Origin of the sequence: Glutamicibacter sp. B1, from assembly GCF_039602135.1 — a bacterium.
Lineage (GTDB): Bacteria > Actinomycetota > Actinomycetes > Actinomycetales > Micrococcaceae > Glutamicibacter > Glutamicibacter ectropisis.
This window is the reverse complement of the sequence record NZ_CP125942.1, coordinates 123,829-137,420: the sequence shown is the minus strand read 5'-3', so window position 1 is coordinate 137,420 and position 13,592 is coordinate 123,829. Positions and strand designations below refer to the sequence as shown.

General features: G+C 54.3%; 6 protein-coding genes, 2 rRNA genes and 1 pseudogene. 1 reads left to right on the top strand and 8 read right to left on the bottom strand.

What is annotated here, in order from left to right:
* The first annotated feature begins 1 nt into the window (after nt 1).
* A complete protein-coding gene (locus tag QMQ05_RS00620) occupies nt 2-448 on the top strand; it encodes an iron chaperone (RefSeq protein WP_345472145.1) in 447 nt (148 codons plus the stop codon).
* A gap of 173 nt (nt 449-621) precedes the next feature.
* On the opposite strand, the gene QMQ05_RS00615 is transcribed toward QMQ05_RS00620, so the two are convergent.
* The 8 genes and pseudogenes from QMQ05_RS00615 to QMQ05_RS00580 form a co-directional block, all read right to left on the bottom strand.
* A complete protein-coding gene (locus tag QMQ05_RS00615; protein WP_345472143.1) occupies nt 622-1,086 on the bottom strand; it encodes a hypothetical protein in 465 nt (154 codons plus the stop codon).
* A 209-nt stretch (nt 1,087-1,295) separates the two neighbouring features.
* Nucleotides 1,296-2,180 carry a hypothetical protein gene (locus QMQ05_RS00610; RefSeq protein ID WP_345472142.1) on the bottom strand — a complete coding sequence of 295 codons (885 nt, stop codon included), beginning with the start codon at nt 2,178-2,180 and terminating at the stop codon, nt 1,296-1,298.
* A gap of 202 nt (nt 2,181-2,382) precedes the next feature.
* A pseudogene (locus tag QMQ05_RS00605) lies at nt 2,383-4,897 on the bottom strand (ATP-dependent Clp protease ATP-binding subunit).
* 267 nt (nt 4,898-5,164) lie between these two features.
* Nucleotides 5,165-5,485, bottom strand: coding sequence for a histone-like nucleoid-structuring protein Lsr2 (locus QMQ05_RS00600; RefSeq protein ID WP_334123755.1), 321 nt, complete (start codon nt 5,483-5,485; stop codon nt 5,165-5,167).
* 308 nt (nt 5,486-5,793) lie between these two features.
* Entirely contained in the window at nt 5,794-7,278 is a 1,485-nt protein-coding gene (gene lysS / locus QMQ05_RS00595; RefSeq protein WP_370736835.1) for a lysine--tRNA ligase, read from the bottom strand.
* Between the two features lie 168 nt (nt 7,279-7,446).
* Nucleotides 7,447-9,420 carry a M13 family metallopeptidase gene (locus QMQ05_RS00590; protein ID WP_345472137.1) on the bottom strand — a complete coding sequence of 658 codons (1,974 nt, stop codon included), beginning with the start codon at nt 9,418-9,420 and terminating at the stop codon, nt 7,447-7,449.
* Nucleotides 9,421-9,582: 162 nt separating this feature from the next.
* A 5S ribosomal RNA gene (gene rrf / locus QMQ05_RS00585) occupies nt 9,583-9,699 on the bottom strand.
* Nucleotides 9,700-9,851: 152 nt separating this feature from the next.
* Nucleotides 9,852-12,978: ribosomal RNA gene (locus tag QMQ05_RS00580) — 23S ribosomal RNA — on the bottom strand.
* Nucleotides 12,979-13,592 lie beyond the last annotated feature (614 nt).

Here is a 13,592-nt window from a genome sequence, read left to right as displayed (position 1 = left end):
GATGAGCAGTGCAGAACAAGAGGGATTCAGCGCCGCCGAGAAGGCCGCCATGAAAGAACGTGCCGCCGAGGTACGTGCTCCCAAGAAGCGGATGACCAAGGCAGAAAAGGCTGCACAGGCTCGCAAAGACGTTGAAGAGAAGATCGCTTCATTTGAAGGTAACGACAAGGTACTCGCCGAAAAGCTGCATCAGATCATTACCAGCACTGCCCCAGAATTAGAGCCGAAGACTTGGTATGGCATGCCCGCCTATGCTTTGGACGGCAAGATCCTCTGCTTCATTCAGGACGCCAAGAAGTTTGATGCCCGTTACCTGACCTTCGGGTTTAACGATGTGGCACAGCTTGATGAGGGCACGCTCTGGCCCACTTCTTTTGCGATCACCGCACTGGATGAGAAGCTCGAGAAAATGATTGCTCAGTTAGTCAGCAAGGCCGTCGGACGCTAAGCCCATTTTCAGGCAGACCCTCGCACGCCAGCTCCGGCGTCGGGGGTCTATTGTTTTTGCCTGTTCTCATGTGCGAATTCTCTTTCTGAAAACGTCGCACATTGAACCACTGCGTTGATCAGAAATGTGAACGACAGGCCTGCAGCTATCCCCTTTTACATAAAGTGCTGTCCTCAAGTGCTCAAGGATTCGGGTTCGGCGCGAGGTAAAGCCCGAACCAAAATGCCGGCAGAAACTGCAAAAACCAAAAGTAGTCCTAGCAGTCCCATTCCAATCGGGAGCGAACCGCTCTCTTCCGCTTCGCGCCCCAGCACAGCCAGCATCATGGCAATACCTAGCCCAAGGATGCCGAAACCCGCGGATAAAAAGCAGACCACGATTGATTTTGGTCCGGGATACCAGTGGCCCAAAGAAGTGAAGTCGCGGTAGGCAAGGATGCCAATTAGCAGACTGAGCGTTGCAACCAGTCCAACGATCAGCACCGTCACCGACAATGGGCTATAACCAACGCCATCGGTTCCCGCATGCCGAGCAAGGTGCTCAGGTAGCAACGGGCTAAGCAGTAGGAAGAGTACAACATAGACGAGCACAGACACGGACGAGATGGTGATGAGCTTTCCCGAACGTTTGGCTGCCATGACCATACCCTACAACAGGTGGATTCCCGGACAGCTTTCTTTGTAATTGCCGTTCACAACGAAAACGTCATGAGAATCCGGAATCTGACCAGGCTCATAGCTAAAGCCCTCGGCCGTCGTACAGGTTGAAAATACTAAGACTCTCCCGGATCATTTCAGTGCATGCTCTGGAACGATACGAATGCTCTTACAAGCTAATTTTCGATTTTCTATCGTTGCCCCTCGACAGGGACATACTCCTCATGGACTACATGTTCTGACCCAGGAAGGCTCGGATGATATGGAACTACGAGCCAGTCGGCCCAGTCAGCCGGACGCGTAGGCCAGGCATCCACGAGCCATTTGGGCGGTTTCGTGGCATAAGCAACTGTGACTCGCTCAGCCGCCAGGTCCCAGAAAGAAGCTCCAGGATCAAACAGACGAACACCCTCCAAGTACAGGAACTTAAAAGGTATACATTGTGAGGACTTCACGATGCCCTTGAGCAAGGACACCGAGACAAAACTAACTAACTCAGGCCATTGAACTGACGGAGGAGAAACACAAACTGTACCGGAGCGCTCAACGCTGAATTCATCTATGGTTGGTAGGTTTTCCCAAGCAGATCGAGTTTTCGTCTGAGTCAATTTTCCCAATGTAACGGTACTTAGTGCGCCGGGCGCCACTCCTAGAATGTCAATTGGAGCACCTTCAAGTTCCAAAGATCGCAATTCAGGACTTTGAACTAAGCACTCGGTCACACCTTCAACATACTTTGTAATGACCCGTACCAATGAAGGCGTAGCTGCATGGCCTAGTTCTTCGCGAAGCACTTGGTTCTTCGCGTCGATGTTAATTACTTTCAAGTTATGGAAATGGCTTATCCCTGTGAGGTCAACGATCGGTTCCGCGTTGTTTTGCTCATCAAGCACGAAGTCGATGAGGCCCGTATCCGGGTGAACACGATGAATCTCATCGGCAAAACAGCCATTCTCGGGCAGTTTCCGAATTCGGACGCAGGTAAGTTTCTCGGTCCGGCCGCGTCCAAATCGGATATTTTCCCGCTGAGCATTCCAAACGAGACCTGTTTGAGATTCGAACCGTTCGGACATCATTTCCCGTTCTCATCTGGCCGGACTGACTTGCGATTCTTGCAAGACGATACCACGCGTTCCGGCGCGAGAAGTAGAGTACGCTCCTTGCGTTAGGAAACCTCGCCAAATTGCGTAACCACGCTGGCGAAAGTGAAAAGTTAAGCGCCAAGGGCGTCAGACTCGCAGTTCTGCGACTCTGACGCCCTTGGCGTGAGCTTACTTATTAGCTTTCCAGCGCAGCCGGAGCTGGCTCGCCTTCTAGCTGGCCCTGTCCACCTTCAGCGTGGAAGACGAACTTCTGGTCCGCTCCTTCGCCTTCGACGTCCACGGTGACCTTCTGTCCTGCGGTGATCTGACCGAAGAGGATTCGCTCGGAGAGCTGATCTTCGATGTCGCGCTGGATGGTACGGCGTAGTGGACGGGCACCCATTGCTGGGTCGTAGCCACGCTGTGCCAACAGGCTGCGAGCAGCCTGGGTCAGCTCGATGGTCATCTCGCGTTCCTTCAGGCGCTTGGCCAGACGGCCAACGAACAGGTCGACGATCTCTTCGATCTCTTCCTGGTTCAGCTGCGGGAAGACCACGGTGTCATCAACACGGTTCAGGAATTCTGGGCGGAAGTGCTGACGTAGCTCTTCCTGCACCTTGGCCTGCATGCGCTCATAACCGGTCTTGGTATCCGCGGCCGACTGGAAGCCGGTCATGACACCCTTAGAGATGTCGCGGGTACCGAGGTTGGTGGTCATGATGATGATGGTGTTCTTGAAGTCCACCACGCGGCCCTGGGAGTCGGTCAGGCGACCGTCTTCCAGAATCTGCAGCAGCGAGTTGAACAGGGTCGGCGTGGGCCTTTTCAACCTCATCGAAGAGTACGACGGAGAACGGACGACGACGGACCTTCTCGGTCAGCTGTCCGCCTTCTTCGTAGCCGACATAGCCTGGAGGGGCACCGAAGAGACGGGAAACGGTGTGCTTCTCCGAGTATTCGGACATATCCAGGGTGATCAGCGCGTCTTCTTCACCGAAGAGGAACTCTGCCAGTGCCTTGGCCAGCTCGGTCTTACCCACACCGGTTGGACCGGCGAAGATGAACGAGCCGCCTGGACGGTTTGGATCCTTCAGACCGGCACGGGTGCGACGGATCGCCTGGGAGATGGCCTTGATAGCCGAATCCTGACCGATCACACGCTTGTGCAGTTCTTCTTCCATGTTCAGCAGACGTGAGGACTCTTCCTCGGTCAGCTTGACCACTGGGATACCCGTGGAGTTAGCCAGAACTTCAGCAATCAGCTCTTCGGTGACCTCGGAAACTTCATCCATGTCACCGTTGCGCCACGACTTTTCCTTCTCGTTGCGCGCTTCGATCAGCTTGGACTCCTTGTCGCGCAGCGAGGCTGCACCTTCAAAGTCCTGAGCGTCGATCGCGGCTTCCTTCTCCAGGCGAACGGTCGCGATCTCCTCGTCCATTTCCTTCAGGGCAGGAGGTGCGGTCATTCGCTGAATGCGCAGGCGGGCACCGGCCTCATCGATCAGGTCCACTGCCTTATCTGGCAGGAAGCGATCCGAAATGTAGCGGTGAGCCAGCGTTGCGGCAGCCTGTAGCGCACCATCGGTGATGGTCACGCGGTGGTGTGCCTCGTAGCGGTCACGCAGGCCACGCAGAATCTGCGTGGTCAGCTCGACAGATGGTTCCTTAACCTGAATCGGCTGGAAACGACGCTCGAGCGCTGCATCCTTCTCAATGTTCTTGCGGTACTCATCCAAGGTGGTCGCACCGATGGTCTGCAGCTCGCCACGAGCCAACATAGGCTTGAGGATCGATGCAGCATCGATAGCGCCTTCGGCGGCACCGGCACCCACCAGGGTGTGGATCTCGTCGATGAACAGGATGATGTCACCGCGGGTGCGGATCTCCTTGAGAACCTTCTTCAGGCGCTCTTCGAAGTCACCACGGTAACGTGAACCTGCTACCAAGGAACCGAGGTCCAAGGTGTACAGCTGCTTGTCCTTGATGGTTTCTGGGACGTCGCCGCGAACGATCGACTGAGCTAGACCTTCAACAACGGCGGTCTTACCCACACCAGGTTCACCGATGAGAACCGGGTTGTTCTTGGTGCGGCGCGAGAGGACCTGCATGACGCGTTCCATCTCGTGCTCGCGACCGATCACTGGGTCAAGCTTGCCTTCGCGGGCTGCAGCGGTGAGGTTGCGGCCGAACTGGTCCAGTACTGCTGAACCGGCTGGGGTACCTTCCTGCTGGCCGCCCGAGCTGACACCAGCGGAGGCAGTTTCCTTACCACCCTGGTAGCCCGAGAGCAGCTGGATAACCTGCTGGCGCACGCGGCCCAGGTCAGCCCCGAGCTTGACGAGCACCTGCGCGGCGACGCCTTCACCCTCGCGGATCAGGCCGAGCAGGATGTGCTCGGTTCCAATGTAGTTGTGGCCCAGCTGCAATGCTTCGCGCAGCGATAATTCCAAGACTTTCTTGGCGCGAGGAGTGAACGGGATATGACCGGAAGGCGCCTGCTGGCCCTTGCCGATAATCTCCTGAACCTGCTCACGTACGGCACCCAACGAAATATTCAGCGACTCGAGCGCTTTTGCGGCTACACCGTCACCTTCGTGGATTAGGCCGAGCAGCAGGTGCTCGGTGCCGATGTAATTGTGGTTGAGCATGCGCGCCTCTTCTTGGGCGAGCACGACAACTCGACGGGCACGGTCGGTAAATCTCTCAAACATCTTCGGCACACTCCTTGCTTACCAATAATTCGATGCTACGCATCAAGCGCCATCAATGCGCCCTTGTTCGCCACGGGGATAACCCAATTAGCTCTGCGCGGACAACTGGCCATCGCTAGCTCTCACAAATAAAAGCTATTCAGTTGTTGCACAAACACTATTATCTTCAACCAAATTAAATTGATATATCGCGACAGTCGTTATAAACAAATGAGTCGGCACATTGAATGTGCCGACTCAATTGAAGTCTACCTACGACCAAGCAAATTACTTTGCGCGGTTGCGTCCACCTTTACGCATAGCAGCGTTGTAAGCTTCAACAACATCCGCATTAAGGCGCCCGCGGGCATTGACCTTCATATTATTTTCTTTTGCCCACGCGCGAATTGCTGGAGCTTCACTAGTTGCGGTCTGCTTCGACGAGCGAGCAGCCTCTACATAGGTTTCAAGAGCCGCATGGAATTGCGCAGCGTGCTCATCATTCAAATCAATTTCGAAGTGCTGACCATTAACGCTAAAAGCAATTGACTCGGTAGCTTCGCTACCATCAATATCATCAATCAGGGCAATTTGAACCTGACGTGCCATCCGGGGATTCCTCCGAGCTTGAATTTACTGAACCACTTGGTTTACACCAACGAGTCCTTTTCAGTCTTCAAGCTTATACAAATAGCAACATAGAATTCTAATTCTCATCAGAATTCACAAGGTTCTTTCAGGAATACTCTAATTCTCGTTCGACGGATTATTGGAATCCATGCGATTTTGAATAAGCGCATCCGCTTCAACCTCAGCCTGACGCTCTTTTCGGTCCGCGTTTGTAATAGCTTTCATCACGTACCAAAAAAGCAAGGCCAGACAGATAGTCGGAACAATTGCCTCAATATATGGCATTTCTATGCCTCCGGCTTTAGCAGTGGGAAGAGAATGGTTTCGCGGATACCAACGTTGGTAAAGAGCATGACCAATCGGTCAATACCCAGACCAATGCCACCCATTGGTGGGGCACCGTATTCCAGAGCGCGCAAGAAGTCTTCATCAAGCTGCATCGCTTCTGGGTCGCCACCTGCAGCCATCAGGGACTGCTCGGTGAGGCGCTCACGCTGAATCACTGGATCAATCAGCTCAGAGAATGCGGTGCCGCGCTCCATACCGCCGATAATCAAGTCCCAAGCCTCGATGACTCCTGGCTTCGAACGGTGCGGGCGGGCCAAAGGCTGAGCCAGTGGCGGGTAATCGCAGACGAAGGTTGGGTCGATCAGAGTAGGCTCAACGATTTCGCCGAAGAGCTCGATCACGAGCTTCTGAGCGCTCCACGCTGGATCAATCTTGACCTCATGCTTGGCAGCAACTTCGCGCAGCACCGACGCATCGGTTTCTGGGGTGATTTCAACACCTACAGCTTCAGACAGGCCAGGGTAAACGCTCAACCAGCGCCATTCGCCATCCAGGTTTGCGGTACCGCGTGGGGTCTCGATCGTGCGGCCAGCACCAATAGCATCGGCAGCATTGAGGATGATTTCCTTCATGCGATCAGCCATCACGTACTGGTCTGCATAAGCTTCGTAGCATTCCAGGGTGGTGAATTCTGGAGAGTGGGTCGAGTCCACACCCTCGTTGCGGAAGATACGTCCCACTTCGAAGACGCGATCCACGCCGCCGACAACACAGCGCTTGAGGTACAACTCGGTAGCGATGCGCAGGGTCATTTCCTGATCAAAAGCGTTCAGGTGAGTTTTGAAGGGACGAGCCGATGCGCCACCGTGGACCAGCTGCAACATTGGGGTCTCAACCTCAACGTAGCTGTGGTTTTCAAGGGTATTGCGTACGGCCCGAACAATCGCGGCACGCTTGTAGACCATCTCGCGAGCTTCGTTGCGGACGATCAGGTCGGCGTAGCGCTGACGAACGCGGGTTTCCTCGTTCAAGTCGGCGTGCAGCACTGGCAATGGGCGCAGGGCCTTGGAAGCCATTTCAAAGCTGTCGGCCATGATTGAAAGTTCGCCGCGGCGTGAAGAAATCACCTTGCCGCTGACAAAGACATGGTCGCCGAGGTCAACCAGGGACTTCCACTGCGCCAGGCGCTCTTCACCGACATTAGCCAGCGAGAGCATGACCTGCAGACGCACGCCTTCACCCTTGGGGCCACCCTCCTGCAAGGTCGCGAAGCACAGCTTGCCGGTGTTGCGCATGAAAACGATGCGTCCGGCTACTCCGACGACGTCTTCGGTTTCATCGCCGGCTTCGAGGTGTGCGTATTTATCGCGGATTTCCAGCAGTGAGTGGGTGCGGGCCACACCCACAGGGTAGGCTTCCTCACCCTTGGCCAGGAACTGGTTGCGCTTGTCAGTGCGGACCTGTCGCTGGTCGTTGGGATCAATGGTCTGAGCGGAATTAATTTCGGAAGTCACAATAGTCCATTCTACGTGTCATTGCGCGCGGATAAAGCCCATCATGATCAGACTTACACCCCGAAGCCTCGCGCAACTAAAAAGGCAGGGCACCGAAAAACGAACTTTTTCGATGCCCTGCCTGAAGACCATGGTTTTCTACCAGATCTCTACTCGCTGTTCTGGATCCAACCACATTCCATCCCCCGGCTTAGTGCCGAAAGCTTCGTGGAAGGCATCGAGATTCTTCGGAACCTGATTGCAACGGAATTCGCCCGGTGCGTGGGGGTCGGTGCGCACTCGAACCACAGCGGTTTCTGGACGGATGAGGGTTCTCCAGCATTCGGCCCATGAGTAGAAGAAGCGCTGGTCGCCGGTCACCCCGTCGATCACTTCGTCCTCGGTGATGCCACGGGCTTCAAGCTCGAGCTTGTAGGCCTTGTAAGCGATGCCCAGTCCACCGAGGTCACCAATGTTTTCACCCAGGGTCAGGGCACCGTTGACGTTGTGCTCTGGGGCTTCGGTGGGCGAGAGTGCGTTGTACTGTTCCACCAGCTTGCCGGTGAGCTTCTCGAAGGATGCTCGGTCATCATCGGTCCACCAATTGGTCAGCTGGCCACTGCCGTCAAACTGCGACCCTTGATCGTCAAAGCCGTGCCCGATCTCGTGGCCGATCACCGCTCCAATGGCGCCAAAGTTTGACGCGATATCCCGGTCAACATCAAAGAATGGCAGTCGCAAGATGGCGGCCGGGAAAGCAATCTCATTCAGCAATGGATGGTAGTAAGCATTGACGGTCTGTGGGTACATGAACCACAGTTCGCGGTTGACGCCGTCGTCGATCTTCTTCAGTTCACGCTTAAACTCGAACTCGTTGGCGGAAGCCAGGTTGGCGATGACATCTGATTCATCGGTGACAATCGACGAGTAGTCGATCCACTCGTTGGGGTAGCCGATCTTCGGGCGGAACTTTGAGAGCTTGTCCAATGCTTTTTCGATGGTCTCTTGGCCCATCCACGACAGCTCACCAATGGAGATGCGGTATGCCTCGATGAGGCGCTGTACCAACTGGTCCATCGCATCTTTGGCTTCAGGCGGGAAGTTCTTGGCCACGTAGAGCTGACCAATGTCTTCACCCACGGCGCCTTCGGTAAAGGAAACGCCGCGCTTCCAGCGGTCCTTAATCTGTTCGACGCCGCCGAGCTTGGCGGAGTAGAAAGAGAAGTTCTCGTTCACGAAGTCGCTGGAGAGGTATGGTGCGAAAGATCGAAGCACCTGTACGCGTAGCCAGTTCTTCCACGCGTCCAGTGGCTGTTCAGTAATGAGACCGGAGAGTCCCTCGAGGTAGCTTGGCTGCCAGAGAACTACTTCTTCGTAGTACTTCGGATCAATGCCGGCACCGGCAAGCCAGGTCTTCAGGCCGCCGAAGAGCTCGAAGAGTTGCTGGCCGGTCATGAGATTGTAGCGAGCCTGAGCGTCACGGACCTTCACACGGTCCCAGTGGTACTGGGCAATAGCGGTCTCGAGGTCAACTACACCTGCGGCAGCAGTCGCTGCGTCAGCAAAGCCACCGAGGCTCAGTAGACGCCCCAGGTGCTCACGGTAATCGGCCACCGTTTCTGCCATTTGTTCGTCATGGTAGTAAGACTCATCAGGTAGGCCCAGACCACCCTGGAGGAAGGTCAGGAGGTTACGCTCTGGATTACCCGCGTCATTCATGGCTCCGATCTCAACGAAGCCGCTGATGCCCTTGCGATAGAAGGATCCGGAGAGCTCGAGCAGTCCTTCAACACTTTGAATTTCGGAGATGGCCTCGAGATAGCCGGCGATTGGGGCAGCTCCGCGTTCTTCGATAGCTGCTTCATTCATGAACGAACCGTACAGATGTGCAATACGCTGCGTGGCACCGTCGGTCGCGGTCCCTGATTCGTAGGCTTTGACTGCTTCTTTAATAATGGCGTGCACTGCGTCTTCTGCTTGATCACGCAGTTCCATGAAAGAACCGTAGATTCCTTGATCCCCTGGGATCGTAGCGGTTTCGAACCATTTACCGTTGCTGTGGCGGTATAGGTCGTCCTGAGGACGAATCGAATCGTCTCGGTAACGCAGCGGACTCGTTGTCTCGGTGGTCAAGGCGGGGCTCCCTCGATAGCAGATCTGGTTTTACCTACTACACACTGTAACCAGTTCCCCGATGAAAAAGAGCTCGAGCGCCGTGGGTGCGCGGACGGCTTAAACAGGTGAGGCCCTGAACACCATAGTGTCCAGGGCCTCAAACCATATTCTTTAGGTTAAGTCCGGCGGTGACCTACTCTCCCACACCCTCACGAGTGCAGTACCATCGGCGCAATGGGCCTTAGCTTCCGGGTTCGGTATGGGACCGGGCGTTTCCCCCACGCTATGACCGCCGTAACAATCACGAAGCACACAAACCATTACTCTTGGTCATGTTTCCGGTGTTAAAACTTATCTCATGTTTTTATGGTTCGAGGTTGTTGTCTCGTAACCGCATAGTGAACGCGAACAGCATACTAACTTTGCTAGCAAATTATTGTTTTATAGTTGTGTTGAAAGTCATCGGCCTATTAGTACAGGTCAGCTACACAAGTCTTCAGTCCTTGCTTCCACATCCTGCCTATCAACCCAGTGGTCTAGCTGGGGGCCTCACACACAATAGTGCATGGAAATCTCATCTCGAAGCAGGCTTCCCGCTTAGATGCTTTCAGCGGTTATCCCTTCCCAACGTAGCTAATCAGCGATGCACTTGGCAGTACAACTGACACACCAGAGGTTAGTCCGTCCCGGTCCTCTCGTACTAAGGACAGCCCTTCTCAAATTTCCAACGCGCGCAGCGGATAGGGACCGAACTGTCTCACGACGTTCTAAACCCAGCTCGCGTACCGCTTTAATGGGCGAACAGCCCAACCCTTGGGACCTACTCCAGCCCCAGGATGCGACGAGCCGACATCGAGGTGCCAAACCATGCCGTCGATATGGACTCTTGGGCAAGATCAGCCTGTTATCCCCGAGGTACCTTTTATCCGTTGAGCGACGGCCCTTCCACGAGGTGCCGCCGGATCACTAGTCCCGACTTTCGTCCCTGCTCGAGCTGTCACTCTCACAGTCAAGCTCCCTTGTGCACTTACACTCAACACCTGATTGCCAACCAGGCTGAGGGAACCTTTGGGCGCCTCCGTTACATTTTAGGAGGCAACCGCCCCAGTTAAACTACCCATCAGGCACTGTCCCTGAACCAGATCATGGTCCGAAGTTAGGTGACCGATACAGCCAGAGTGGTATTTCAACGATGACTCCACCTGAACTAGCGTCCAAGCTTCAAAGTCTCCCACCTATCCTACACAAGCTGCACCGAACACCAATACCAAACTATAGTAAAGGTCTCGGGGTCTTTCCGTCCTGCTGCGCGTAACGAGCATCTTTACTCGTACTGCAATTTCGCCGAGTTCATGGTTGAGACAGCGGGGAAGTCGTTACTCCATTCGTGCAGGTCGGAACTTACCCGACAAGGAATTTCGCTACCTTAGGATGGTTATAGTTACCACCGCCGTTTACTGGGGCTTAAATTCTCAGCTTCGCATTACTGCTAACCAGTCCTCTTAACCTTCCAGCACCGGGCAGGAGTCAGTCCGTATACATCGTCTTGCGACTTCGCACGGACCTGTGTTTTTAGTAAACAGTCGCTTCCCCCTGGTCTCTGCGGCCCACACCCGCTCACAACTGCAAGAGCTGATCACGAGGCAGGCCCCCCTTCTTCCGAAGTTACGGGGGCATTTTGCCGAGTTCCTTAACCATGATTCTCTCGATCGCCTTAGTATTCTCTACCTGATCACCTGTGTCGGTTTGGGGTACGGGCGGACTGGGACCTCACGCCGATGCTTTTTCTAGGCAGCATAGGATCACCGAATCACCCCACAAATGGGGCGCCTATCAGGTCTCAGAAACATGAGTGGCGGATTTGCCAACCACTCTTCCTACACCCTTGGACCAGGTCAATTCCATTGCCTGGCTCGGCTACCTTCCTGCGTCACACCTGTTAATACGCTGACCTCACTGCATCGGTTCCCACAACACCACACAACAAACAACCCGAAGGTCATCACGCCATGATCCGTCATGGTTAGCATCCACAGCTCAGTATGGGCGGTCCTTCGCCGGTACGGGAATATCAACCCGTTATCCATCGACTACGCCTGTCGGCCTCGCCTTAGGCCCCGACTAACCCAGGGCAGATTAGCTTAACCCTGGAACCCTTGATCATTCGGCGGACGGGTTTCTCACCCGTCATTCGCTACTCATGCCTGCATTCTCACTCGTATAGCGTCCACCGCTGGTTTCCACCGCGACTTCACCCGCTATACGACGCTCCCCTACCCATCCAAACACCCAATCGAAACCGGGTTAATATTTGAATGACGCAACTTCGGCGGTGTGCTTGAGCCCCGCTACATTATCGGCGCGGAATCACTTGACCAGTGAGCTATTACGCACTCTTTCAAGGGTGGCTGCTTCTAAGCCAACCTCCTGGTTGTCACAGCAACTCCACATCCTTTTCCACTTAGCACACGCTTAGGGGCCTTAGTTGGCGTTCTGGGCTGTTTCCCTCTCGACTATGAAGCTTATCCCCCACAGTCTCACTGCTACGCTCTCACTTACCGGCATTCGGAGTTTGGCTAAGGTCAGTAACCTTGTAGGGCCCATCGCCTATCCAGTAGCTCTACCTCCAGCAAGAAACACGTAACGCTGCACCTAAATGCATTTCGGGGAGAACCAGCTATCACGAAGTTTGATTGGCCTTTCACCCCTACCCACAGCTCATCCCCTCCATTTTCAACTGAAGTGGGTTCGGTCCTCCACACGCTCTTACACGCGCTTCAACCTGGCCATGGGTAGATCACTTCGCTTCGGGTCTAGACCGTGCCACTCAAACGCCCTATTCAGACTCGCTTTCGCTACGGCTACCCCACACGGGTTAACCTCGCGACACAGCACTAACTCGCAGGCTCATTCTTCAAAAGGCACGCCATCACAACCACAAGTGGCTGCTCTAACGGATTGTAAGCACACGGTTTCAGGTACTATTTCACTCCCCTCCCGGGGTACTTTTCACCATTCCCTCACGGTACTGATTCACTATCGGTCATCAAGTAGTATTCAGGCTTACCAGGTGGTCCTGGCAGATTCACACAAGGTTTCACGGGCCCCGTGCTACTCGGGTATCAACACTAGAACGGCAGACACGCATTACACCTACGGGACTATCACCCTCTATGGTCCGGCATTCCAACCGATTCACCTATACGCCTGCACCTCATCCCACCAGCAAGATAGCACTGGTACATGTTGACCCCACAACCCCGATGATGCAACGCCTATCCGCTATCACACACCAACCGGTTTAGCCCCATCCGCGTTCGCTCGCCACTACTAACGGAATCACTATTGTTTTCTCTTCCTGCGGGTACTGAGATGTTTCACTTCCCCGCGTTCCCTCCACACAGCCTATACATTCAGCTGCAGGTCACACCACATAACATGGTGCGGGGTTCCCCCATTCGGAAATCCTGGTCTCAACGTCCGGTTATCGACTCCACCAGGCTTATCGCAGATTCCCACGTCCTTCATCGGCTCTTGATGCCAAGGCATCCACCGTGCGCCCTTAAAAACTTCAACACAAAATCAAAGTTCCCAAAAATAATTGAGCAATAAAACAATCTAACAAAATCACACAGACAAGACTCAAACACCCAACAACCCCAGGAAAAGGATCATCAGACTCATCTCATCTGCAAGATGCTCGCGTTCACTATACAGTTCCCAAACAACAACCCCACACCCCCACAACAACACCCCAAACCAACACCAACCCAAAGGCCAGTATCAATCCACCAGGACATCACCGCAGCAAACACAGGACAAACACCGAAACACCAAGAACCCCAACACCACAACAACAACCCCAAAGGATCATCACCACGGTATTAGAGGCTTGTTGCCTCAAAACCCAACAGCATGCCAAACCATACAAACCACACACCACTCACACACCACGTTCCAACACCACCAACAACAACCCCCAAGAGGACCATCATCACCAGTGCGTACTAACAGCACACAAACACCATGCAGCCACAGCCAGTACCCCACACACACCACACAACCCCCATATAAAGGACTGATCAGGCATGCATGCTTTCCAGTACTGAGTTCATTGATATTCCACCCATGAGCAACCCACCCGTACAACACTCGTGCACAGACATGGGCAACCAAAAAATGGTTAGCTC

Bases quoted from the DNA above. Each gene is read 5' to 3' on its own strand.
- QMQ05_RS00620 (WP_345472145.1), top strand. From the start codon at position 2: ATGAGCAGTGCAGAACAAGAGGGATTCAGCGCCGCCGAGAAGGCCGCC.
- QMQ05_RS00615 (WP_345472143.1), bottom strand. From the start codon at position 1,086: ATGGCAGCCAAACGTTCGGGAAAGCTCATCACCATCTCGTCCGTGTCT.
- QMQ05_RS00610 (WP_345472142.1), bottom strand. From the start codon at position 2,180: ATGATGTCCGAACGGTTCGAATCTCAAACAGGTCTCGTTTGGAATGCT.
- QMQ05_RS00600 (WP_334123755.1), bottom strand. From the start codon at position 5,485: ATGGCACGTCAGGTTCAAATTGCCCTGATTGATGATATTGATGGTAGC.